The organism is Klebsiella quasivariicola (assembly GCF_002269255.1).
Taxonomy (GTDB): domain Bacteria; phylum Pseudomonadota; class Gammaproteobacteria; order Enterobacterales; family Enterobacteriaceae; genus Klebsiella; species Klebsiella quasivariicola.
In genome coordinates, this window is the sequence record NZ_CP022823.1 from 4,625,140 (window position 1) to 4,650,089 (window position 24,950).

A 24,950-nucleotide genomic window follows, 5' to 3' on the forward strand; every position below is an offset into this window, starting at 1 on the left:
TTATGCTCGTCAACAAGGCGCCAGGACACAGACTAAGGATCCAAACCATGAGCCAGCAAGTCATTATTTTCGATACGACCTTACGTGATGGCGAACAAGCGTTACAGGCAAGCCTGAGTGTCAAAGAGAAACTGCAGATCGCTCTGGCCCTTGAGCGGATGGGTGTCGATGTAATGGAGGTCGGTTTCCCGGTTTCCTCTCCGGGCGATTTTGAATCAGTGCAAACCATCGCGCGCACCATTAAAAACAGCCGTGTTTGCGCCCTGGCGCGCTGCGTCGAGAAAGACATCGACGTGGCGGCGGAATCCTTAAAGGTAGCCGAAGCTTTCCGCATCCATACCTTTATTGCCACCTCGCCGATGCACATCGCCACCAAACTGCGCAGTACCCTGGATGAAGTCATTGAGCGTGCGGTCTATATGGTGAAGCGGGCGCGCAACTATACTGACGACGTTGAATTCTCCTGTGAAGACGCCGGCCGTACGCCGATTGCCGATCTGGCTCGCGTCGTGGAAGCGGCAATCAACGCTGGCGCCACCACCATCAATATCCCGGATACCGTCGGCTACACCATGCCGTTCGAATACGCCAACATCATCAGCGGCCTGTATGAGCGCGTACCGAATATCGACAAAGCGATTATTTCCGTCCACACCCATGATGACCTGGGTATCGCCGTCGGTAACGCCCTCGCCGCCGTCCACGCCGGGGCGCGCCAGGTCGAAGGCGCGATGAACGGTATTGGCGAGCGCGCCGGAAACTGCGCGCTGGAAGAAGTGATCATGGCAATCAAAGTGCGCAAAGACATCATGAATGTGCACACCAACATTAATCATCATGAAATCTGGCGCACCAGCCAGACCGTCAGCCAAATCTGCAATATGCCGATCCCGGCCAACAAAGCTATCGTCGGCACCGGCGCCTTCGCCCACTCCTCTGGCATCCACCAGGACGGCGTGCTGAAGAACCGCGAAAACTACGAGATCATGACCCCGGAATCTATCGGCCTGAACCAGGTGCAGCTGAACCTGACCTCCCGCTCCGGCCGCGCGGCGGTAAAACACCGGATGGAAGAGATGGGCTACCAGGAGAGCGATTACAACTTGGATCATCTGTACGACGCGTTCCTGAAGCTGGCGGACAAAAAGGGCCAGGTCTTTGATTACGATCTGGAAGCGCTGGCGTTTATTAACAAACAACAGGAAGAGCCGGAGCATTTCCGTCTGGATTACTTCAACGTCCAGTCCGGCTCCAGCGATATCGCTACCGCATCGATCAAGCTGGTCTGCGGGGATGAAGTCAAAACTGAAGCCGCCAACGGCAATGGTCCGGTTGACGCTATCTACCAGGCGATTAACCGCGTTACCGATTACAACATTGAATTAGTGAAGTATGGCTTAAGCGCGAAAGGTCACGGCAAAGACGCCCTGGGCCAGGTGGATATCGTGGTTGACTATAACGGCCGCCGCTTCCATGGCGTCGGTCTGGCAACGGATATCGTTGAGTCGTCAGCAAAAGCCATGGTACACGTACTGAACAATATCTGGCGCGCCGCCGAAGTCGAAAAAGAATTGCAACGCAAAGCTCAGAATAAAGAGAACAATAAGGAAACCGTGTAATGTCGAAGAATTACCATATTGCCGTTTTGCCGGGTGATGGCATTGGCCCGGAAGTGATGAACCAGGCGATGAAAGTACTGGAAGCCGTGCGTCAACGTTTTGCCATGCACATTACTACCAGCCAATACGATGTCGGCGGGATTGCCATCGACCGCCAGGGTACCCCCCTGCCGCAGGCGACCGTCGCCGGATGCGAACAAGCCGATGCGATCCTGTTCGGCTCCGTTGGCGGCCCGAAATGGGAACATTTACCGCCTGCCGAGCAGCCAGAGCGTGGCGCGCTGCTGCCGCTGCGTAAACACTTCAAACTGTTCAGCAACCTGCGCCCGGCCAAACTGTATCAGGGGCTGGAAGCGTTCTGTCCGCTGCGTGCCGATATTGCTGCCAACGGCTTCGACATTCTCTGCGTTCGCGAACTCACCGGCGGCATTTACTTCGGCCAGCCGAAAGGCCGCGAAGGCAGCGGTCAACATGAGAAAGCCTTTGATACCGAGGTGTATCACCGCTTTGAGATCGAACGTATCGCGCGCATCGCTTTTGAATCCGCCCGTAAGCGTCGTCACAAAGTGACTTCCATCGATAAAGCTAACGTCCTGCAGTCGTCCATTCTGTGGCGCGAAATCGTCAGCGAGATTGGTAAAGAGTATCCGGACGTTGAGCTGGCACATATGTATATCGACAATGCCACCATGCAGTTGATTAAAGATCCGTCCCAGTTCGACGTGCTGCTGTGCTCCAACCTGTTTGGCGACATCCTCTCCGACGAGTGCGCGATGATCACCGGCTCGATGGGAATGCTGCCGTCCGCCAGCCTGAACGAAGAAGGTTTTGGTCTGTATGAGCCGGCGGGCGGTTCCGCACCGGATATCGCCGGTAAAAATATCGCCAACCCGATTGCGCAGATCCTCTCCCTGGCCCTGCTGTTGCGCTACAGCATGAATGCCAACGAGGCCGCTACCGCGATTGAAAACGCGATTAACCGCACTTTAGAAGAAGGCGTTCGTACCGGCGACTTAGCGCGCGGCGCGGCGGCGGTCAGCACTGATGAAATGGGCGATATTATTGCCCGCTATGTCGCAGAAGGGGTGTAATCATGGCGAAGACGTTATACGAAAAATTGTTTGATGCGCACGTGGTATATGAGGCGCAAAACGAAACCCCGCTGCTGTATATCGATCGTCACCTGGTGCATGAAGTGACCTCGCCGCAGGCGTTTGATGGTCTGCGCGCGCACGGTCGCCAGGTACGCCAGCCGGGTAAAACCTTCGCCACCATGGATCACAACGTCTCGACGCAGACTAAAGATATTAACGCGTCCGGTGAGATGGCCCGCATCCAGATGCAGGAGCTGATTAAGAACTGTAAAGAGTTCGGCGTTGAACTGTACGATCTGAACCACCCATATCAGGGCATCGTTCACGTTATGGGCCCGGAACAAGGCGTCACCCTGCCGGGGATGACCATCGTCTGCGGCGACTCCCATACCGCTACTCACGGCGCATTCGGTGCGCTGGCGTTCGGCATCGGTACTTCCGAAGTGGAGCATGTACTGGCAACCCAGACCCTGAAGCAGGGCCGGGCGAAAACCATGAAAATCGAAGTGCAAGGCAAAGCGGCGCCGGGCATTACCGCCAAAGATATCGTGCTGGCGATCATTGGGAAAACCGGCAGCGCCGGCGGCACCGGCCACGTGGTTGAGTTCTGCGGCGAAGCGATTCGCGATCTGAGCATGGAAGGCCGCATGACCCTCTGTAACATGGCGATCGAGATGGGCGCGAAAGCGGGCCTGGTCGCGCCGGACGAAACCACCTTCAATTATGTACGGGGTCGTCTGCATGCGCCGAAAGGCAAAGATTTTGACGATGCCGTAGCATACTGGAAAACCCTGAAAACCGACGACGGCGCGACCTTTGATACGGTCGTGACGCTGCAGGCGGCAGAGATTGCCCCGCAGGTGACCTGGGGCACCAACCCGGGCCAGGTGATTTCGGTAACCGATATTATCCCCGATCCGACGTCGTTCAGCGATCCGGTGGAGCGCGCCAGCGCCGAGAAAGCGCTGGCCTATATGGGCCTGAAATCCGGCATCCCGCTGACGGAAGTGGCTATTGATAAAGTGTTTATCGGTTCCTGTACCAACTCGCGCATCGAAGATTTACGCGCCGCGGCAGAAATCGCCAAAGGTCGTAAAGTGGCGCCGGGTGTTCAGGCACTGGTGGTGCCGGGCTCCGGTCCGGTAAAAGCGCAGGCGGAAGCGGAAGGGCTGGACAAGATCTTTATCGAAGCCGGCTTTGAGTGGCGTTTACCGGGCTGTTCTATGTGCCTGGCGATGAACAACGACCGCCTGAATCCCGGCGAGCGTTGCGCCTCTACCAGCAACCGTAACTTTGAAGGCCGCCAGGGTCGCGGCGGACGCACGCATCTGGTAAGCCCGGCCATGGCCGCCGCGGCAGCCGTTACCGGTCATTTCGCCGATATCCGTAATCTGAAGTAAGGAGACCATCATGGCAGAGAAATTTACCCAACATACCGGCCTGGTGGTTCCGCTGGATGCTGCAAACGTCGATACCGATGCGATCATTCCTAAGCAGTTTTTGCAGAAAGTTACCCGCACAGGCTTTGGCGCGCACCTGTTTAACGACTGGCGTTTCCTCGACGATAAAGGTCAACAGCCAAACCCGGAATTTGTACTGAACTTCCCTGAGTACCAGGGCGCATCTATTCTGCTGGCGCGCGAAAACTTCGGCTGCGGCTCCTCACGCGAGCATGCACCATGGGCGCTGACCGATTATGGTTTTAAAGTCGTTATTGCTCCGAGCTTTGCCGATATCTTTTATGGCAACAGTTTCAACAACCAGCTGCTGCCGGTAACCCTCAGCGACGAGCAAGTCGATGAACTGTTCAAGCTGGTGCAAAGCAACCCGGGCATTCAGTTTGAAGTGGACCTGGAAGCGCAGGTGGTTAAAGCGGGGGATAAAACCTACAGCTTTAAGATCGACGACTTCCGCCGCCACTGCATGCTCAATGGTCTGGATAGCATCGGCCTGACGCTGCAGCATGAAGCGGCGATCTCCGACTACGAGCGGAAACTGCCGGCGTTTATGCACTAACCTTCGGGCCCGGTCTTTTGACCGGGCTTTTATTTTATTGCTGAGAAAACTGAGATCTCACGCACAAAAACAATATTATTTTCTTCATCACCCGAGCAAAATGCGGACCTGGTATACGCCATAAAGACGAATCATTTCGCTTTTTGCCTCTCCTTCCCGGCTGTTTTTTGTATTATCCCCTCACTGCAAGTAAAAATAAGGCACGAGTATTTACGATAAAAATATAACAATGTGAAAGAAGCGTTAATCCCATAGAGAACCCCTATAGCTCAGGACAAAAAAAAGCATTATTTTTCGATTTTTCTCCTCGTTATCTTCTCCCACAGAGAAATATTAACTAAGGATACGCCCGGGCCCCCGCATATCGGCCTCCCGGCCTCCTGTGGAGAGAAGAGATGAGCCACTACCCGCACCTTTTCAGTCCGTTGACCATCAACGGTATGACGTTAAAAAACCGCATTATTATGCCCCCGATGGGCACTAATATGGCTACGCTCAACGGCGAAGTCTCGCAGGAACAGCTTGAGTACTATGAACTTCGGGCCAAAGGCGGTACCGGGCTTATCACCATCGAAAACATCTGTATTGATTTCCCTTTCGCCTCCAACGGCACCACCCAGCTGCGTATCGATAACGATCAATACATTCCGCGGTTGTTTAAATTAACCGAGACCCTGCATAAACATGGGGCCTGCGTATCCATTCAGTTAAATCATGCGGGCGCTTCCGCTTACGCCTACCGACTGGAAGGCCAGACGCCGCTCTCTTCCTCCACCACGCCATCGAAGAAGCACGGTAATATTCCACGCCCGATGACCCATGAGGAAATTTATCACGCGGTAGAAAAATTTGGCGATGCCGCAGAACGCGTTCGTCGTGCGGGCTTCGACAGCGTCGAAATTCATGCCGGCCACTCCTATTTAATTAGCCAGTTTTTATCACCGTTATTTAATAAGCGTACCGATGAATTTGGCGGCAGCGTCGAAAACCGCACCCGGATATTAAGTCTGATTGTCGACAAAGTTCGCGCCTGCGTCGGGCCGCGTTTCCCGGTCAGCTTGCGCATCAGCGCCGATGACTTCCTTAAGGGCGGTAATACCCTCGAAGATTCCCTGCGCATTCTTGAGCTCTGTCAGGATAAGGTCGATATCATCAACGTCTCTGCGGCACAGAACGACAACCTGAATCTGCAGATCGATCAGATGTCGCTGGAGGATGGCTGGAAGCGCTATCTTTCCCGCGCGGTACGCGACAAATTCCATAAGCCCACGGTCATCGCCGGCAATATCCGCTCACCGCTGGTGGCCGAGGATATTCTCGCTAGCGGAGATGCCGATCTTATCGCTATTGGCCGCGGTCTGATTGCTGAACCGGAATGGGTACAGAAAGTACAAAGCGGTAATGAGCGTCTGATGCGTAAATGCATATCCTGCAACATCGGCTGCGCCGACCATCGTATCGCTCGCTCCCGCCCGCTGCGCTGCTCGATTAATCCGGATATCATTCATGGCGACGCCTACAAAATGCGCCGCGTCAATCGCGAGACTAACGTGGTGGTCATCGGCGCCGGTACCGCCGGGATGGTAGCCGCTTGCACCGCAGCGGAAGTCGGTTGCCATACCTGGCTGCTGGAAGCGAAAAACCACGTCGGCGGCCTCGCCAGCGAAATCTCCCGTCTGCCGGAGAAAAAACGCATCGCTGATTTCCCGCAGTTTATGAAAAATCGTATCGCCTCGCTGGATAACCTGATGCTTCAGGTCGGCAAACGGGCCGACGTGGCTTCAGTTTCCGCCCTGCGCCCGCATCTGATTGTCAACGCCACCGGCTCGACTCCGCTGCTGCCGCCGATCGAAGGATTACGGGAGAACATTGACGTCGAGAACGGCAAGATATTTTCCATTACCGGCATGATCGACAACCTGGCGAAATTTACCGATATCGAGGGTAAACGCATCGCCGTGGTCGGCGCAGGTGCCGTTGGCCTGGACGTTATCGAATACTTTACCGCTCGCGGCGCGCAGGCGGTGCTAATCGAGATGCAAGATTCCGCAGGTCGCGATCTCGACATCATTACCAAAAATGCCATGTTGACCATGCTTGACGAGTATCAGGTCGAGCAGCACATGAATACCCAATTGATGGCGGTCGCAGCCGATCACTTCCAGGTGAAAAATGCGCAACAGACCTTCGATATCCCCTTCGACTACGGCTTTGTCTGCCTGGGAATGCGCGCCAACCGGACGGGTCTCGACGAGATCGAACGCTGGGCCAATGCCAATAACGTCAAAATCATGAATATCGGCGACAGCCTGATGGCACGGCGCATTATCGACGGCATCCGCGAAGGCCGCAATGTGCTGGACACCCTGGAAGACATGGGTGCGCTCGGCAGCCGCGAAGCACAACGAATTCCCTTTCTAACTTATTGAGGATTTTTGTCATGGCAGAACGTATTACTGGACACACTGAACTGATTGGCCTGATCGCGACTCCGATTCGCCACAGCATGTCACCCACCATGCACAACGAGGCTTTTGCCCATCTCGGACTGGACTATGTCTACCTCGCTTTTGAAGTGGGTAACCAGGAGCTGAAAGACGTGGTGCAGGGCTTCCGGGCGATGAAGCTGCGCGGCTTCAACGTCTCTATGCCGAACAAAACCGAGATTTGCCAGTATCTCGATAAGCTGTCGCCGGCGGCGCAGCTGGTCGGGGCGGTTAATACCGTGGTCAACGACGACGGCGTACTGACCGGGCATATCACCGATGGCACCGGCTACATGCGCGCTCTTAGCGAAGCAGGTATCGATATCATCGGCAAGAAGATGACCGTACTCGGCGCCGGCGGCGCGGCAACGGCGCTCTGCGTCCAGGCGGCACTGGATGGCGTGAAGGCGATCTCTATCTTTAACCGTCGCGATAAATTCTTCGCCAACGCTGAAGAAACCGTGGCCAAGATCCGCAACAACACTAACTGCGAGATCCATCTGTTCGATCTGGACGATCATGACAAGCTGCGTGCCGAAATCGACAGCAGTGTGATCCTGACCAATGCTACCGGTGTAGGCATGAAGCCGTTTGAAGGACAAATGCTGCTGCCGGATGACAGCTTCCTGCGCCCGGACCTGATCGTCTCCGATGTCGTCTACAACCCGCGTAAAACCCACCTGCTGGAAGTTGCAGAGAAAAAAGGCTGCCGTACGCTGAACGGTCTGGGCATGATGCTGTGGCAAGGCGCGCGCGCGTTCGAAATCTGGACGGGTAAACAGATGCCGGTTGATTACATCAAAAGCATCCTGTTCTAAGGGCCAAGCGATGAAAAATAAATACATCCCTACTGCGGCAGGGCTGTACCTCAACTACCTGATTCATGGGATGGGGGTGCTGTTAATCACCCTCAACATGGCCCATCTTCAGGAACAGTGGGGAACGGACGCGGCCGGCGTATCGGTGGTGATCTCTTCGCTAGGTATCGGCAAACTGGCAACCATCGTGACCGGCTTCCTGTCGGATCGCTTTGGTCGCAAGCCTTTTATCTATCTTGGGATCCTTAGCTATCTGATCTTTTTCGTCGGCATCCTGCTGACCAAAAATATCTATCTGGCTTACGTGTTCGGCATTATGGCGGGCCTGGCGAACAGCTTCCTCGATTCCGGTACCTATCCGGCGCTGATGGAATCTTTCCCGCATTCTGCCAGCCGGGCTAACGTGCTGATCAAAGCCTTTGTCTCCGCAGGACAGTTCCTCTTGCCGTTCATTATCAGCTTCCTGATATGGGCAAATCTGTGGTTCGGCTGGTCGTTCGTGATTGCGGCGGCACTCTTTGTTCTGAGCGGGATTTACCTGCTTAAAATGCCGTTCCCTGACAGCCAGGCAGCAAAGAAAGAGGAATCTCCGGAGCCACAGGCGGAAACAGCCACCCGGCCACAGGCCAATAAGCTAGATATGGTGATCTTCACCCTGTACGGTTATATCGGCATGGCGACCTTCTATCTGGTCAGCCAATGGCTGGCGCAGTACGGCCAGTTCGTGGTCGGCCTGCCCTATGCCTCGGCGATTAAACTGCTTAGCATCTACACCGTTGGCTCGCTGGTTTGCGTGTTCGTAACTGCCGCCTTCGTCAAAGAGGTGTTTAGCTCGGCCATTGCGATGATTATTTATACTGGCCTGTCGATGATTTCGCTGCTGCTGGTGTGCCTGTTCCCGACGCCAATGATGGTGACCGGCTTTGCTTTTGTCATCGGCTTTGCCGCCGCTGGCGGAGTGCTACAGCTGGGTGCGACAATCATGGCGATGAGCTTCCCGAACGGAAAAGGCAAAGCAACCGGTATCTTCTACACTGCCGGCAGTATCGCCAGCTTCACGATCCCGTTGATCACCGCAAAGCTTTCGCAGATCAGTATCGCCAGCATTATGTGGTTTGATTTTCTGATCGCCGTTATCGGCTTTGTGATCGCCCTGTACATCGGCTATCGTCAACTGCAGGCTCGGGCGGCGCAAAAAGTGTCACGCACCGCAGTCACCGCCTGAAGTTCAACGCGAAAAATAATGGATACCTACATGACAAATGCAGTAACCGTAAAGAACATCACCTTCCAGGAAGGGGAAACCTTAATTTGCGTACCGCTGATCGGCAAAACGCAGGATGAACTGCTGCGTAACGCCCAGGGTCTGGTTGATGCCGGCGCCGATATTATCGAATGGCGCGTTGACCATTTTACCCAGGTCAGAGAAGTGGCTCAGGTGATGGCTGCGCTGGCGGAAATCCGTCACGCGCTGAAAGCACTTCCGCTGCTCTTCACCTTCCGCAGTAAGAAAGAAGGTGGCGAGACTGAGATCAGCGACGAGGCGTATTTTGCGCTCAACCGCGAGGCCGCGCGTAGCGGGCTGGTTGATGTTATCGATATCGAGCTGTTCAATGATGAAACGCAGATCCGCGCGCTGGTTGACGATGCGCATGCCGCGGGCGTCAAGGTCATCATGAGCAACCATGATTTCCATAAGACCCCTGCTCAGGAAGATATCATCTATCGCCTGCGCCGCATGCAGGAGCTGGGTGCCGACCTGCCGAAGATCGCGGTGATGCCGCAGTCGCCGCAGGATGTGCTGACCCTGCTCGCCGCCACGCTGACCATGAAAGAGAAGTATGCCACGCGCCCGCTGATCACCATGTCGATGGGGAAATCGGGCGGCGTTAGCCGGGTAACCGGGCGTCTTTTTGGCTCAGCCATGACCTTTGGCACCGTGGGCCAGGCTTCTGCGCCGGGACAGATCGCCATCGCCAAGCTGCGTGAAGTGATGGATATTCTTTCCTGATAAACCCATGGCCCGGAGGCAATCTCCGGGCCATCCGCTAACAGATATTCTGGCTGTCGTGGATAACCACATTTTTAAAAGACTGCAGCGCCGGAGAAAGCACCCTGTCTTTCATGGTCGCCAGATAGATATAGCGCGGGGGAATGGTATTTTTAATCGTCAGGATATGAACGTTGTAATAGGAGAGCGCCGAGATCCGCGGCATGATCGCGATCCCATAGTCGATACTGACCAGCCCAGCCATCGCGGTATCTTCATCCACATAGCAGGCGATCTCTGGCAGCAGCTTTTGCTGCATAAATACATTATCGATAAAGGGACGCAGGCCGCTATTTTCTGAAAAATAGATATAGGGATAATGAATCGTCTCCACCAGGTCGACTTCATGTTCATACAACCTGGCCAGCGGATGATCTTTTGCCGTAACCACCACCAGCTCCTGCTGAATCACAGGAATAAAATCAATATCTGGTTCGTCAGCAATATAGGAACAGATCGCCAGGTCGACCTTTCCTGCTTTTAATTCCTGCAATAGCGTCAGCGACGTCCCCTGCGTAAAAGAAAAAGTCACATTGTGACATTCAGGTGAAAGAGAATATTTATTAATTAACTGCGGAACAACATATTCACCCATCGTGTAAATAAAGGCGATGCGAATATTCTCTTTATTCTCAGCGCCATTTTTTTGCAACACCATTCGGCCATTTTCCAGCGAGGCCAGCGCGTCATCCACATACGGCAGAAAACGTTTGCCGTTTTGGGTAATTTTGACATTGCGTCCCTGTCTGGCGAACAGCGCGACCCCTAACTCCTTCTCCAGCTCAGATATCGCATGGCTTAGCGAGGGCTGAGTGATGCACAGACTGGAGGCCGCTTCGGTGTAATGTTCGGTTTCAGACAAACGCTTAAAATAATAAAGTTGCTTTAGGTTCATTATTTTTGCCCGTATAATATAAGAATAAATGCACTGACGCTAATATACCATGCAAGCCGCCAATAATGCGCATGAGCGGGTAAATATCGGCGTTACATCAAATATTATTTTGAGAAGCGTATGAATGTGCAACAAGGCATTGCCATTCATAGATAACATCTATGGTTCCGGGAGATGTTTTTGCATGTGCGAATATATGCAAAAATATTTTAAACTTTAAAGGAACTCACTATGAGTATGTCAAACTCTCAGGAAGTCCTCACTTCCTCATCGGGGACAAAAAAAAGAAGCCGCGTACGGATATTTATTCTCCTGCTGTTGTCTCTCGGAACGATGATCAATTATCTCGACCGCACTATTCTGGGTATTGTTGCCCCACAATTAACCAAAGAAATTCATATCGATCCGGCGATGATGGGGATCATCTTCTCCGCTTTTGCCTGGACCTATGCTCTGGCGCAGATCCCCGGCGGTGTGTTTTTAGACCGGTTTGGTAACAAGTTGACCTACACGCTGGCCATTTTCTTCTGGTCACTGTTTACTCTGTTACAGAGTTTCACCCTCGGCCTTAAATCTTTGTTGCTCCTGCGCCTGGGGCTTGGCGTCAGTGAAGCGCCCTGTTTTCCGGCGAACAGTCGCATCGTCAGTACCTGGTTCCCTCAGCACGAGCGCGCCCGTGCAACAGCTACATATACGGTTGGTGAATATATAGGACTGGCGGCCTTCTCACCGTTATTATTTTTAATCCTCGAACACCATGGCTGGAGAACGCTATTTTTTCTTACCGGTGGGTTAGGTATTTTATTTACTTTGGCATGGTGGCGTTTTTATCACGAACCCTATGAATCACGCACGGCTAATAAAGCAGAGCTGGAATATATCGGGGTTAACAGTATTAACAATAAAATCCAGAACGTTCCATTTAACTGGCGTGATGCCAGACGTCTGCTGGGCTGTCGTCAGATCGTCGGTGCCAGCCTGGGTCAGTTCGCCGGGAACACCACATTGGTGTTTTTCCTGACGTGGTTTCCCAGCTACCTGGCAGATCAGCGCCATCTTCCCTGGCTTCATGTCGGTTTCTTCGCCACCTGGCCCTTCCTCGCCGCCGCGATTGGCATCCTGTTTGGCGGCTGGCTGTCTGACCGCTTACTGAAGCGAACCGGTTCCGTCAACATCAGTCGAAAATTACCAATAATTTCCGGATTACTACTTTCCAGCTGTATTATTGCAGCGAACTGGGTAAACGCCAATAGCACGGTTATTATTATTATGTCGATAGCGTTTTTTGGTCAGGGGATGGTCGGTCTCGGCTGGACGTTAATTTCTGATATTGCCCCGGAAAATATGGCTGGCCTCACCGGCGGCATATTTAATTTCTGCGCCAATATGGCGTCAATTATTGCGCCACTGATAATTGGCGTGATTATCTCTACCACGGGTGATTTCTTTTACGCGCTGATCTACGTCGGGCTGACGGCGCTGATCGGGGTGATTGCTTACATTTTTATCATCGGCGACATCAAGCGTATCGTCCTGAAGTAGTCCCGGTTGCCCCGGCATCGCTGCGGCGCGCCGGGGCCTTCACTCAGATATCCTTCACCTTGCTGGTCAAAAACAGCGTCACCAGCGAAATCGCGGCGATCGTCCAGTAAACGCTGGCATGGCCATAGCTTTGCGACAATGCCCCCTGCATCACTCCGGCGAGGATCACCCCAGTGGAGATACTGTTGGTGAACAGGGTGGTCGCCGCCCCCGCTCGTCCCGGCATTAAATCCTGGAACCACAGCATGCCGATCCCGGCGACAATGCCGATAAAAATAGCGTTAAACAGCTGCAGAGCCAGCAGCGCCGTGCGGCCATGAAACAGTATCAGCCCCAGATAAAACAGCACGCCGGCGGCTACCGCCGCGACCATCATTTTACGTTTGCCAAAGCGCTTCACGTAGTAGCCGGCGAGGATCATCGCCGGTATCTCCAGTCCGGCGGCAGTTCCCATCAAGATCCCGGCCAGACTGTCCGGAAGCCCGAGATCGCTACTGATCCACAGCGGCATATCAATGATATACATGGTGTTACAGGTCCACATGAGCGTGGAGGCGATAAACAGCATGCGTACGTTTTTGTCATGCCAACCGCCGGCCTGCGCCAGCGCCTGCGCCTCTTCCGAAGGCTGTTCTACCCGCGCAACCGAGGGCAATTTAATGGCAATCAGCGCCAGGCTAATCACAAAGATGCCCGCCGCGATAGAGAACATGGTGGTGAAGCCGTAGTTGAGCGCCAGCATAAAGGCCAGCGGCGGACCGATCACCCACGCCAGGGAGAGCTGGGCACGCATGATCGAGCTGAACATCACCACTTCCCGCGCTGAACTGTCAGCATACTCTCGCGCCAGAGCAAAGAGCTGCGGCATGGCGGCGTTAGCGATGGACGCCAGCATCACGCCGCAGGTGATCAGCGTCAGATAGTGGCGGTTGAAGGCAAAGAGCAGCGCATTACCCACCGCCATCAGGCAGCAGAACATAATTAATCGCCGCCGATCGCCGCGGCTATCGGAGCGCTTGGCCAGCGCCAGACTCACCAGAATCCCGGCTATCGCATTCACGGTGTAGAACAGACCCACCCAGAACGGTTGCGCCCCAACTTCGCGGCTGAGAAATAAACTCAACGTCGGCGCCTGCAGTGCGCCCGCCACGCCCATCATAAATGCAACCAGCATAAAGGCGGCATACACGCCGTTTAGCCGTCGTCCCATCGTCATCAACCACAGCATGGAATGTCCTTAACACACGCGAAGTAAACGAAAAAAGCCAGCAGAAGCTTTCTGCTGGCGGGTGATTCTATACTCTATGCGTTTCATGTTGCAGGACAAAACGGTTACCCGTTTTGCACAGCGCTTGCGCTGGCCCTGAAAGGATGAGCGTGGCCAGAACGTTAGGCCCTGAGCGCATCGACAGCGAGGCGACCAGGCCACCTGCAGCGTGAAAGACGACGAGTATAACACCAATACTCAGTCACACATGATGTCTGCAAGTCAATGATCCGAGGTCTTTGACGTCACTCCCCACTGCATCAGTTCTCCCAGAATTTCCTGCTGTCTTCCTGCCATCAGGCGGGCCAGCCAGGACGCTTCCTGCGTCGCAGAAAAGTAGTGCTGGTAGAACGATTTTGCGGTTGACCTCATCATATTCACCTCCTCGCTTCATCGGGAATCATTATTGGCTTAATATGGGGAGTAATAAATTGCTGAGTTTTGCGCAGGAGTTCCCCTTTTATGTCTTCCAGCCGTCTGCAACAACAGTTCATCCGCTTATGGCAGTGCTGCGACGGCAAGTCGCAGGAGACCACTCTTAACGAGCTGGCGGAAATGCTGAGCTGCTCGCGCCGCCATATGCGCACCTTGCTCAATATGATGGAGTCCCGCGGCTGGCTGGCCTGGGAGGCGGAAGCAGGCCGCGGCAAGCGTTCGCGGCTAACCTTTCTCTATACCGGCCTCGCCCTGCAGCAGCAACGTGCCGAAGATCTTCTTGAGCAGGATCGCATCGATCAGCTGGTGCAGCTGGTCGGCGATAAGGCTGCGGTTCGCCAGATGCTGATCTCGCATCTTGGCCGCAGCTTCCGCCAGGGACGCCATATCCTGCGCGTGCTCTACTACCGTCCGATGAAAAATTTACTGCCCGGCAGCGCGCTGCGGCGTTCGGAAACCCATATTGCCCGACAAATATTCAGCGCCCTGACGCGGGTAAATGAGGAAAATGGGGAACTGGAAGCCGATATTGCCCACCACTGGCAGCAGCTGAGCCCCACCCACTGGCGCTTTTTCCTCCGCCCGGGGATCCATTTTCACCACGGCCGTGAGCTGGAGATGGCGGATGTCATCGCCTCTCTGCAGCGCAGCAATGCCCTTCCACTCTATTCGCATATTGAACGCATCGAATCCCCCACCGCCTGGACGCTGGATATTCATCTGCGTCAGCCCGACCGCTGGCTGCCCTGGCTGCTGGGGCAGGTGCCGGCGATGGTGCTGCCGCAGGAGTGGCAGACCATGACCCACTTCTCGTCGATGCCGGTCGGTACCGGCCCTTATGCCGTGGTGCGTAACAATCAAAACCAGCTCAAGATCCACGCCTTTGAAGACTATTTTGGCTACCGGGCGCTGATCGATGAGGTCAACGTCTGGGTGCTGCCGGAGATTAGCGAAGAGCCCAACGGCGGCCTGACGCTGCAGGGCAATACCGAAAGTGAAAAAGCGGTGGAGAGTCGTCTGGAAGAGGGGTGTTATTACCTGCTGTTCGACTCGCGAAGTTCACTGGGCGCCAACGACGCGGTGCGCCGCTGGTTAAGCTATCTGTTCCAGCCCGCGAATCTGCTCTACCATGCGGGCGAACACTACCAGGGGAACTGGTTTCCCGCCTACGGTCTGCTGCCGCGCTGGCATCACGCCAGCAACCATGCCTGTGAAAAACCGGCGGGACTGGAAGCGGTCACCCTCACCTACTACCGCGATCACGTCGAGCACCGGATGATCGGCGGGATCATGCGCGACCTGCTGGCCGCGCATCAGGTAAAGCTGGAGATCCAGGAGCTGGAGTACGATGCCTGGCATCGCGGTGAGGTGGTCAGCGACATCTGGCTCAATAGCGTAAACTTCACCTTGCCGATCGATTTCTCGCTGTTCGCCTATCTGTACGAAGTCCCGCTGATTCAGCGCTGCATCCCCATTGACTGGCAAGAGGATGCCAGCCGCTGGCGCGCAGGGGAATTTAATCCTGCCACCTGGAGCCAGCGGTTGCTGGCCAGCCAGCATATCGTGCCGCTGATCCATCACTGGCTGATGATTCAGGGTCAGCGCAGTATGCGCGGCGTGCGGATGAATACCCTCGGCTGGTTCGATTTTAAATCCGCGTGGTTTGCGCCGCCGGAGCCGTAAGCGCTTTCCGTCATCTGACAAAATCATTACACTAAGGCCGTTCTCAACGGGGTGCTAATAAACATACGCAATATCATTCAAGTTGCATCAAGGCAGCAAGCGGGTGAATCCCCTGGAGCATAGATAACTATGTGACTGGGATGAACGCGTGAAGCTAACGCAGATGCGGCTTGAAGGATGAAGCGTATGGGCTGAGAAAATACCCGTCGAACCTGATCCGGATAACGCCGGCGAAGGGATTTGAGGCTCACTCAAAATCCTTTGCCACCCCTTTTTTCTGAGGTGCAAAGTGTTGAAAAAATTACTCCCGCTGCTGGCGCTGGTCGCCCTGCCCGCTCTGGCTAAACCTGTCCTTACTGTCTATACCTATGACTCCTTCTCTGCCGACTGGGGCCCCGGCCCGGCGGTGAAAAAAGCGTTTGAGGCAGACTGCGGCTGCGAGCTGAAGTTCGTCGCGCTGGAAGATGGCGTTTCGCTGCTCAATCGCCTGCGCATGGAAGGCAAGAACAGCAAGGCCGACGTCGTGCTGGGTCTGGATAACAACCTGCTGGCAGCCGCGGCGCAGAGTAAACTGTTTGCCAAAAGCGGCGTGCCGGCCAGCGCGGTCAGCGTGCCGGGCGGCTGGGAGAATGACACCTTTGTCCCCTACGATTACGGCTATTTCGCCTTCGTCTATGACAAAAACAAACTGGCTAACCCGCCAAAGAGCCTGAAAGAGCTGGTCGAGAGCCCGCAAAAATGGCGCGTGATTTATGAAGATCCGCGCACCAGTACCCCGGGTCTGGGGCTGCTGCTATGGATGCAAAAGGTGTATGGCGACAAGGCGCCGGACGCCTGGCAGAAGCTGGCGGCGAAAACCGTCACCGTCACGAAAGGCTGGAGCGAAGCCTACGGTCTGTTCCTGAAAGGGGAAAGCGACCTGGTATTGAGCTACACCACCTCGCCGGCTTATCACCTCATCGAAGAGAAAAAAGATAATTATGCCGCGGCGGACTTTACCGAAGGCCACTATCTGCAGGTTGAAGTTGCCGCGCGTACCGCCGCCAGCAAGCAGCCGGAACTGGCGGAAAAATTCCTCAAATTTATGGTGTCTCCTGGCTTCCAGAACGCCATTCCCACCGGCAACTGGATGTATCCGGTCACCCAGGTGGCGCTGCCGGCCGGGTTTGATACCCTGGTGAAGCCGCAGACCACCCTGACGTTTACCCCGCAGCAGGTCGCCAGCGAACGTCAGACCTGGATTAATGCATGGCAACGCGCCGTCAGCCGCTAAACTTCGGCGGTCTGCTGCCAGGCCTGTTCGCCGCGACGCTACTCTGCGCCGTCGCGCTGGCGGCGTTTCTGGCGCTGTGGTTTAGCGCCCCCGACGCGGGCTGGCGGACGGTCTTCAGCGATAGCTACCTGTGGCACGTGGTGCGCTTCTCCTTCTGGCAGGCGTCGCTGTCAGCGCTGCTCTCGGTGGGGCCGGCGATCTTTCTCGCCCGCGCCCTCTATCGGCGTCGCTTCTCTGGCCGCACGCTGCTGCTGCGCCTGTGCGCGATGACCCTGATCCTGCCGGTGCTGGTGGCGGTATTCGGCATCCTCAGCGTCTATGGCCGCCAGGGCTGGCTGGCCTCCCTTTTTCACACGCTCGGCTGGCAATGGGAGTTCTCGCCCTACGGTCTGCAGGGCATCCTGCTGGCGCACGTCTTTTTCAATATGCCGATGGCCACCCGCCTGCTGCTGCAGGTGCTGGAAAATATCCCCGGCGAACAACGGCAAATTGCCGCCCAGCTTGGCATGCGCGGCTACGCTTTCTTTCGCCTCGTCGAATGGCCATGGATGCGCCGCCATATTCCCGCCATCGCCGCGCTGATCTTTATGCTCTGCTTTGCCAGCTTCGCCACCGTACTCTCGCTGGGCGGCGGCCCGAAAGCCACCACGATCGAGCTGGCTATCTACCAGGCGCTGAGCTTTGACTACGATCCGGCGCGAGCGGCGATGCTGGCGCTGATCCAGATGCTCTGCTGCCTCGGGCTGGTGCTGCTCAGCCAGCGACTCAGTAAAGCCGTCGCCATCGGCGTCAGCCATGTGCGCGGCTGGCGCGACCCTGACGATCGCCTGCACAGCCGCCTGGGCGATGGGTTGTTGATCGGCGCTGCCCTGCTACTGCTGCTCCCGCCGCTGCTGGCGGTCATTGTCGACGGGATCAACCGCAATATGCTGGACGTGCTGGCGCAGCCAGCGCTCTGGCAGGCATTAAGTACCTCTCTGCGCATCGCCATCGCCGCCGGGCTGTTGAGCGTGATCCTGACGATGATGCTGTTGTGGAGCAGCCGGGAACTGCGCGCTCGCCAGCGGCCGTTGGCCGGGCAGGCGATGGAGCTGAGCGGCATGCTGATCCTTGCGATGCCGGGAATTGTGCTGGCCACCGGCTTCTTCCTGCTGCTCAATAACACTATCGGCCTGCCGGAGTCCGCCGACGGTATCGTCATCTTCACTAATGCCCTGATGGCGATCCCCTATGCGCTGAAAGTACTGGAAAACCCGATGCGCGACATTGCCGCCCGCTATAGCATGCTGTGCCAGTCGCTGGGTATCGAAGGCTTCACCCGGCTGCGGGTGGTCGAGCTTCGCGCCCTCCGACGCCCGCTCGCCCAGGCGTTAGCCTTCGCCTGCGTGCTGTCGATTGGTGACTTCGGCGTGGTGGCGCTGTTCGGCAACGAGGCGTTCCGCACCCTGCCCTTCTATCTGTATCAGCAGATAGGCGCCTACCGCAGCCAGGACGGCGCTGTGACGGCCCTGCTCCTGCTGCTGCTCTGTTACTTGTTGTTTACGCTGATTGAAAAACTTCCGGGACGTGATGCTAAAACTCAATGATGTGACCTGGCTGTACCAGCATCTGCCGATGCGCTTTACCCTCGACGTCGCGCGCGGCGAGCGCATTGCGGTGCTCGGCCCCAGCGGTGCCGGAAAGAGCACGTTGCTGAATCTGATCGCCGGTTTTCTACCGCCCGCCAGCGGCAGCCTGCTGATTAACGGCGAGACGCATACCGCAACGCCGCCGGCGCAGCGTCCGGTCTCGATGCTGTTTCAGGAGAATAACCTGTTTAACCATCTGACTATTCGGCAGAATATCAGCCTTGGGATCCACCCGGGCCTCAAACTGAGCCGCGAGCAGCAGGCGCAGGTCACGGCGATAGCTGGACAGATGGGAATGGATGCGCTGCTGGAACGTCTGCCCGGCGAGCTCTCCGGCGGTCAGCGGCAGCGCGCGGCGCTGGCCCGCTGCCTGGTACGCCAGCAGCCGGTACTGCTGCTGGATGAACCCTTCTCGGCGCTCGATCCGGCACTGCGCCAGGAGATGCTGGCGCTGGTCGCCGATGTCTGCGAGCAGCAGCAGCTCACTCTGCTGATGGTCTCCCATAGTGTGGAGGACGCCGCGCGCATCGCGCCGCGCGCGATAGTGGTCGCTGAAGGGCGGATTGTCTGGGATGGCGCCACCGCCGAGCTGTTAAGCGGCCACAGCAGCGCCTCGCTTCTGATGGGGATCAGCGCGCAATAACCTTGTGCAGGATCGCCAGATAAACCGGCATCAGCGGATGGCGGAAGACAAACGTTAACGCCGTCGCCGCCAGCACGACCATCAGCGGCGTCAGCCACAGCAGCCGTCCGCGCGGTAGCCAGCGGGTCAGGCGATCGCCTGAGGTTTTCGCGCTCCGCCACAGCCGCCAGCACAGCCATCCCGCCAGCCAGGCCAGCAGCGCCGCGCCCAACAGCAGCCACTTAAAGCTGGCGCTGTTTTCATCAGCCGGAATATCAATCGCCGCCCCGGCAAGAATCCCGGGCAGGAAGTAGAGCGGTGGCCAGAGCAGGCAGCCGATAATATTCGGTAGCACAAACTTGGCCACCGGCAGATCGAGCATCCCGGCGACCATCGGCACCAGCGGTCGCGTCGGCCCGACAAAGCGGCCGATCAGAATGGTGATCATACTGTGCTGATGCAGCGCATGCTCGGTCTTCTCCAGCAGCGCACGGTTTTTCTTCATAAACGACCAGCGGTGCAACGGCTTTTTAAAGCGCCAGCCGAGCCAGAATGAGATCCAGTCGCCAAGCAGGCAGCCCACGATCCCCGCCAGCCACGCCTGCCAGAAGTTAACCTCACCGCTGCCGATCAGCGCCCCCAGGCCGGCCATCATCACCGTTCCGGGTAAGATAAGCCCCACCAGCGCCAGCGACTCGAGAAAGGCCACCAGCATCACGGCTAACAGCGAGTAGACCGTGGATTGGGTGATAAAGTGTTCCAGCAATGCTTGCATAATGTACCCGGTTAAAAAACGAAGCCCGGATTCTCCGAAGCCATCGCGCCGTCGTCAAGCCACCAATTGTCTTAATAGTTTACTGGCTGTGACATTTAAGCGGGTCATCATTTCACTTTCTTTACTTTTTATTCACATCCTGCGCGGAATTCGCTCGGGCTGGCGCCGGTGCATTTTTTGAATACGCGCGAAAAATAGAGCTGATCTTCAAAGCCGACGTTGCGTCCGACGGTGGCGATCGGCATCCGCGTGGTACTCAACAGCAGTTTGGCCTGGCTGATACGCTGGTCTTCCCGCCAGCCGAGCACGCTGATCCCCAGCTGCTGGCGGAACAGGTGCGACAGACGAGAAGGCGACAGGCAGACATGCTGGGCGACGCTGGCAATATCAAAATGGCTGTCCGCCAGATGGTCGCTGATGTACTGGCAGGCGTCGCGTACCCGGTTATCCAGCGGCGGATGCAGCGATTCGTTGATCGCCTCCATGCGCCGCAGCAGCAGCTGCTCCAGCAGATTAATCGCCAGCAGCTCGGAATAGCGCCCCGCCCCCTGCCCGGCATCGACGATCTGGCCGAACAGCTCGCCAAAGCGCGCCTGCCACTGTTCATCCGGGCGGAAAAAGCCGGTCTGGGCAAAAATCGTCGGCCAGTTAAGCCACTCGTGCCAGTAGGCGCGCGGCCGGAAGTAGACCCACTGGTGATACCACTCGCTGGCGTCCGGATGGCGGCCATAGTGGTGGATCTCCCCCGGCGGGAACAGCAGCATATCGCCTGGCCGGCAGACGAACTGCTCGCCGTGGTTATTGATAACACCCTCGCCGCGAATGGTCAGATTGAGGATATAGCCTTTCATGCCCAGCGGGCGGTCGATAAAGAAATCCAGGTATCCCTGCGCCTCGATCGGCGTAAGGCCGGTGACCAGATGGGCGTTAAAAGAGTAGCCTGGCAGCAGCGGATCGTTTTGCGTTTCGGCCATACGCGTCGTTCTCCCCGAAGGTATTATTGACACCAATTGTCCATATTCATGATTTTATCGCTATCCGCCCTGTCACGACTGCGACGGCGGTGGGAATTTCGCTAAAAACCCGCACAGTAAGCGAAAAAAGCGCCAGCCGCGTGCATTCCACCCTGACATGCCGGGTAACAAAAGTGTCTATAAATACGGCAGGAAAGTCCACATCGAATATTTGCACGGCGTCACACTTTGCGAGGTGACAGCAAAATAATCCATAAGATTAGCGAATACGGCCTGACGGATTTTGCCGGGGGTATCTACTGTTGCTGCATGAATGATTTTTGCATGGAGTAACAAGATGGCAATTGCGATTGGCCTCGACTTTGGTAGTGACTCAGTCCGCGCCCTGGCGGTGGAATGTGCGTCCGGCGCAGAGCTGGCGGCAAGCGTGGAGTGGTATCCGCGCTGGCGGGAGGGACAGTATTGCGATGGCGCTAACAACCGGTTCCGCCACCACCCGCGAGATTACATCGAATCCATGGAAGCGGCGCTGAAAAGCGTACTGGCCTCCCTGAGCGCCGAACAGCGCGCTGACGTCGTGGGCATTGGCGTCGACAGCACCGGCTCTACCCCGGCTCCCGTCGATGCCGAGGGCAACGTGCTGGCGCTGCGCGAAGAATTCGCTGACAACCCTAACGCCATGTTTGTCCTGTGGAAAGATCACACCGCGGTCGAGGAAGCCGAGGCGATCACCCGCCTGTGTCACCAGCCGGGCAAAGAGGATTATTCCCGCTATATCGGCGGGATCTACTCCAGCGAATGGTTCTGGGCCAAAATTCTCCACGTCACCCGCGAAGATAGCGCCGTCGCCGAGGCAGCCGCCTCGTGGGTGGAGCTTTGCGACTGGGTGCCCGCCCTGCTCTCTGGCACCACCCGTCCGCAGGATCTGCGCCGCGGCCGCTGCAGCGCCGGACATAAATCGCTGTGGCACGAAAGCTGGGGCGGTCTGCCGCCGGCCAGCTTCTTCGATGAGCTTGATCCCATCATTAACCAGCATCTGGCCTGGCCGCTGTTCACCGATACCTGGACGGCCGATGTGCCGGTCGGCACGCTGAGCGCAGAGTGGGCCCAGCGTCTGGGTCTGTCGCAGACTGTGACCATCTCCGGCGGCGCCTTCGACTGTCATATGGGCGCCGTTGGCGCCGGGGCACAGCCTAACGCGCTGGTGAAAGTCATCGGCACCTCCACCTGCGACATCCTGATTGCCGATAAAGAGAGCGTCGGCGACCGCACGGTGAAAGGCATTTGCGGCCAGGTCGACGGCAGCGTGGTCCCACACTTTATCGGCATGGAGGCAGGCCAGTCCGCCTTCGGCGATATTTACGCCTGGTTTGGCCGCATCCTCGGCTGGCCGCTGGCGCAGCTCGCCCGGCAGCATCCCGAACTCAGCGAGCAGATCAAAGTCAGCCAGCAGCAGCTTCTGCCGGCCCTCACCGAAGCCTGGGCCAATAATCCGTCGCTGGAACATCTGCCGGTGGTACTCGACTGGTTCAACGGCCGCCGCACGCCGAATGCCAATCAGCGTCTGAAAGGGGTGATCACCGACCTTAACCTGGCCACCGATGCCCCCGCGCTGTTCGGCGGGCTGATCGCCGCCACCGCCTTCGGCGCCCGCGCCATTATGGAGTGCTTCACCGAGCAGGGGATCCCGGTTAACAACGTGATGGCCCTCGGCGGTATCGCGCGGAAAAACCAGGTCATCATGCAGGCCTGCTGCGACGTGCTGAACCGTCCGCTGCAAATTGTCGCCTCCGATCAGTGCTGCGCGTTGGGCGCCGCCATCTTCGCCGCCGTCGCCGCTGGCGTCTATCCGGATATCCCTGCCGCGCAACGCAACATGGCAAGCCAGGTGGAAACCACCCTGCAGCCGCGCGCGCAGCAGGCGCAACGTTTCGAACAACTGTATCAGCGCTACCAGCAGTGGTCGGTCAGCGCGGAACAACACTATCTCCCTTCGGCTGCAAAGGCGGAAAAAGCCCCGCAATCTCAGGCAGCGCTCACCCATTAAGGATACGAAAATGACGATTTTTGATAACTATGAAGTATGGTTCGTTATTGGCAGCCAACATCTGTACGGCCCGGAAGCCCTGCGCCAGGTGACGAAGCATGCCGAACATGTGGTGAACAGCCTGAATGCGGAAGCCAAACTACCGTGCAAACTGGTTCTCAAACCGCTGGGCACCACGCCGGACGAAATCACCCATATCTGCCGCGACGCCAACTACGATGACAAATGCGCCGGGTTAGTGGTCTGGCTGCATACCTTCTCGCCGGCAAAAATGTGGATCAACGGCCTGACTATCCTCAATAAGCCGCTGCTGCAGTTCCATACCCAGTACAACGCCGCACTGCCGTGGGACAGCATCGATATGGACTTTATGAACCTGAACCAGACCGCGCACGGCGGCCGCGAGTTCGGCTTCATCGGCGCCCGTATGCGCCAGCAGCACAGCGTGGTGACCGGTCACTGGCAGGATAAAGAAGCCCACCAACGTATCGGCGGCTGGATGCGCCAGGCGGTCTCCAAACAGGATACCCGTCAGCTGAAAGTGTGCCGTTTCGGCGATAACATGCGCGAAGTGGCGGTGACCGACGGCGATAAAGTCGCCGCGCAGATCAAATTTGGCTTCTCGGTGAACACCTGGGCGGTCGGCGATCTGGTGCAGGTGGTCAACAGCATCAGCGACGGCGATATCAGCGCCCTGGTCGATGAATATGAGAGCAGCTACCGTCTGACCCCGGCGGCGCAGGTTCACGGCGACAAGCGCCAGAACGTGCTGGACGCCGCGCGCATTGAGCTGGGGATGAAACGCTTCCTTGAACAAGGTGGTTTCCACGCCTTTACCACCACCTTTGAAGATCTCCACGGCCTGAAACAGCTTCCGGGTCTCGCCGTGCAGCGCCTGATGCAGCAGGGCTACGGCTTTGCCGGCGAAGGCGACTGGAAAACCGCCGCTCTGCTTCGCATCATGAAGGTGATGTCAACTGGTCTGCAGGGCGGCACCTCCTTTATGGAGGATTACACCTACCACTTCGACAACGGCAACGATCTGGTGCTCGGCTCCCACATGCTGGAAGTGTGCCCGACGATCGCCACCGCCGAGAAACCGATCCTCGACGTCCAGCCGTTGGGCATTGGCGGTAAAGCGGATCCGGCGCGCCTGATCTTCAATACCCAGACCGGCCCGGCGATTGTCGCCAGCCTGATTGACCTGGGGGATCGCTTCCGTCTGCTGGTCAACACCATCGAAACCGTCCCGACGCCGCACGATCTGCCGAAGCTGCCAGTGGCCAACGCCCTGTGGAAAGCGCAACCGGATCTGCGTACCGCTTCGGAAGCCTGGATCATCGCCGGTGGCGCGCACCATACCGTCTTCAGCCATGCGCTGAACCTCGACGATATGCGCCAGTTTGCCGAACTGCACAATATCGAGCTGACCGTTATCGACAACGACACCCGCCTGCCGTCGTTCAAAGACGCGCTGCGCTGGAATGAAGTCTATTACGGTTCAAAACGCTAAGAGGCCGCCCCTCACCCTAACCCTCTCCCCAGAGGGGAGAGGGAACCGACCGGCGCGGTGTCAACTTTCTCCCTCTCCCTTTGGGAGAGGGTCGGGATGAGGGGAACCGACCCGGCGCGGTGTCATCTTTCCCCTCCCCCTTTGGAAGAGGGTCGGGATGAGGGGAACCGACCGGCGCGGTGTCAACTTTCTCCCTCTCCCTTTGGGAGAGGG

General features: G+C 56.9%; 20 protein-coding genes. 15 read left to right on the forward strand and 5 right to left on the reverse strand.

Features of this window, described 5'->3' with window-relative positions; translation table 11 throughout:
• Nucleotides 1-47 precede the first annotated feature (47 nt).
• The 8 genes from leuA (at nt 48) to aroD (ending at nt 10,044) form a co-directional block, all read left to right on the forward strand.
• On the forward strand, nt 48-1,619 hold the full coding sequence (leuA, locus tag B8P98_RS23345) for a 2-isopropylmalate synthase (RefSeq protein ID WP_025711009.1): 1,572 nt from the start codon (nt 48-50) through the stop codon (nt 1,617-1,619).
• Nucleotides 1,619-2,710 (forward strand): 3-isopropylmalate dehydrogenase, encoded by a 1,092-nt coding sequence (gene leuB, locus B8P98_RS23350; RefSeq protein ID WP_095033448.1) that lies wholly within the window; start codon nt 1,619-1,621, stop codon nt 2,708-2,710. Before leuA ends, leuB begins: the two co-directional genes overlap by 1 nt.
• Before the next feature lie 2 nt (nt 2,711-2,712).
• A complete protein-coding gene (gene leuC, locus B8P98_RS23355; protein WP_025711011.1) occupies nt 2,713-4,113 on the forward strand; it encodes a 3-isopropylmalate dehydratase large subunit in 1,401 nt (466 codons plus the stop codon).
• 10 nt (nt 4,114-4,123) lie between these two features.
• Nucleotides 4,124-4,729: a 3-isopropylmalate dehydratase small subunit gene (gene leuD, locus B8P98_RS23360; protein WP_025711012.1), complete on the forward strand. Its 606-nt coding sequence runs from the start codon at nt 4,124-4,126 to the stop codon at nt 4,727-4,729.
• Nucleotides 4,730-5,124: 395 nt separating this feature from the next.
• Nucleotides 5,125-7,158, forward strand: a complete 2,034-nt coding sequence (locus B8P98_RS23365; protein ID WP_095033449.1) for an oxidoreductase — start codon at nt 5,125-5,127, stop codon at nt 7,156-7,158.
• 11 nt (nt 7,159-7,169) lie between these two features.
• Complete coding sequence (locus tag B8P98_RS23370; protein WP_025711014.1) at nt 7,170-8,033, forward strand: shikimate dehydrogenase; 864 nt, start codon at nt 7,170-7,172, stop codon at nt 8,031-8,033.
• Nucleotides 8,034-8,043: 10 nt separating this feature from the next.
• Entirely contained in the window at nt 8,044-9,258 is a 1,215-nt protein-coding gene (locus tag B8P98_RS23375; RefSeq protein ID WP_025711015.1) for an MFS transporter, read from the forward strand.
• A 30-nt stretch (nt 9,259-9,288) separates the two neighbouring features.
• On the forward strand, nt 9,289-10,044 hold the full coding sequence (gene aroD / locus B8P98_RS23380) for a type I 3-dehydroquinate dehydratase (RefSeq protein WP_025711016.1): 756 nt from the start codon (nt 9,289-9,291) through the stop codon (nt 10,042-10,044).
• A 37-nt stretch (nt 10,045-10,081) separates the two neighbouring features.
• On the opposite strand, the gene B8P98_RS23385 is transcribed toward aroD, so the two are convergent.
• Entirely contained in the window at nt 10,082-10,978 is an 897-nt protein-coding gene (locus B8P98_RS23385; RefSeq protein ID WP_095033450.1) for a LysR family transcriptional regulator, read from the reverse strand.
• A 231-nt stretch (nt 10,979-11,209) separates the two neighbouring features.
• Here B8P98_RS23385 and B8P98_RS23390 point away from each other — a divergent pair, with 231 nt between their 5' ends.
• Nucleotides 11,210-12,520, forward strand: coding sequence for an MFS transporter (locus B8P98_RS23390; protein WP_095033451.1), 1,311 nt, complete (start codon nt 11,210-11,212; stop codon nt 12,518-12,520).
• Between the two features lie 43 nt (nt 12,521-12,563).
• Here B8P98_RS23390 and B8P98_RS23395 read toward each other — a convergent pair whose 3' ends face one another.
• Both B8P98_RS23395 and sgrT read right to left on the reverse strand, forming a co-directional pair.
• The gene (locus B8P98_RS23395; RefSeq protein ID WP_095033452.1) at nt 12,564-13,748 is read right to left on the reverse strand and encodes a sugar efflux transporter; all 1,185 of its coding nucleotides are present in this window, start codon (nt 13,746-13,748) and stop codon (nt 12,564-12,566) included.
• 261 nt (nt 13,749-14,009) lie between these two features.
• The gene (sgrT, locus tag B8P98_RS23405) at nt 14,010-14,162 is read right to left on the reverse strand and encodes a glucose uptake inhibitor SgrT (protein ID WP_080897862.1); all 153 of its coding nucleotides are present in this window, start codon (nt 14,160-14,162) and stop codon (nt 14,010-14,012) included.
• Nucleotides 14,163-14,249: 87 nt separating this feature from the next.
• On the opposite strand from sgrT, the gene sgrR reads away from it, so the two are divergent.
• The 4 genes from sgrR (at nt 14,250) to thiQ (ending at nt 19,449) form a co-directional block, all read left to right on the forward strand.
• The gene (gene sgrR, locus B8P98_RS23410) at nt 14,250-15,905 is read left to right on the forward strand and encodes an HTH-type transcriptional regulator SgrR (protein ID WP_095033453.1); all 1,656 of its coding nucleotides are present in this window, start codon (nt 14,250-14,252) and stop codon (nt 15,903-15,905) included.
• A 289-nt stretch (nt 15,906-16,194) separates the two neighbouring features.
• Complete coding sequence (gene thiB / locus B8P98_RS23415) at nt 16,195-17,178, forward strand: thiamine ABC transporter substrate binding subunit (RefSeq protein ID WP_095033454.1); 984 nt, start codon at nt 16,195-16,197, stop codon at nt 17,176-17,178.
• Nucleotides 17,154-18,764 carry a thiamine/thiamine pyrophosphate ABC transporter permease ThiP gene (gene thiP / locus B8P98_RS23420; protein ID WP_095033455.1) on the forward strand — a complete coding sequence of 537 codons (1,611 nt, stop codon included), beginning with the start codon at nt 17,154-17,156 and terminating at the stop codon, nt 18,762-18,764. The genes thiB and thiP overlap by 25 nt, the downstream gene beginning before the upstream one ends.
• Nucleotides 18,748-19,449 (forward strand): thiamine ABC transporter ATP-binding protein ThiQ, encoded by a 702-nt coding sequence (gene thiQ / locus B8P98_RS23425; protein ID WP_095033456.1) that lies wholly within the window; start codon nt 18,748-18,750, stop codon nt 19,447-19,449. The genes thiP and thiQ overlap by 17 nt, the downstream gene beginning before the upstream one ends.
• Here thiQ and B8P98_RS23430 read toward each other — a convergent pair.
• Together B8P98_RS23430 and araC are read right to left on the reverse strand one after the other, a co-directional pair.
• Entirely contained in the window at nt 19,436-20,203 is a 768-nt protein-coding gene (locus B8P98_RS23430; RefSeq protein WP_095033457.1) for a DedA family protein, read from the reverse strand. The two genes, thiQ and B8P98_RS23430, sit on opposite strands and share 14 nt — an antisense overlap.
• A gap of 128 nt (nt 20,204-20,331) precedes the next feature.
• Complete coding sequence (araC, locus tag B8P98_RS23435) at nt 20,332-21,177, reverse strand: arabinose operon transcriptional regulator AraC (protein WP_004204301.1); 846 nt, start codon at nt 21,175-21,177, stop codon at nt 20,332-20,334.
• Between the two features lie 337 nt (nt 21,178-21,514).
• Here araC and araB point away from each other — a divergent pair, with 337 nt between their 5' ends.
• Complete coding sequence (araB, locus tag B8P98_RS23440; protein ID WP_095033458.1) at nt 21,515-23,224, forward strand: ribulokinase; 1,710 nt, start codon at nt 21,515-21,517, stop codon at nt 23,222-23,224.
• Between the two features lie 10 nt (nt 23,225-23,234).
• Nucleotides 23,235-24,737 carry an L-arabinose isomerase gene (gene araA, locus B8P98_RS23445; RefSeq protein ID WP_025711021.1) on the forward strand — a complete coding sequence of 501 codons (1,503 nt, stop codon included), beginning with the start codon at nt 23,235-23,237 and terminating at the stop codon, nt 24,735-24,737.
• Nucleotides 24,738-24,950: the final 213 nt, after the last annotated feature.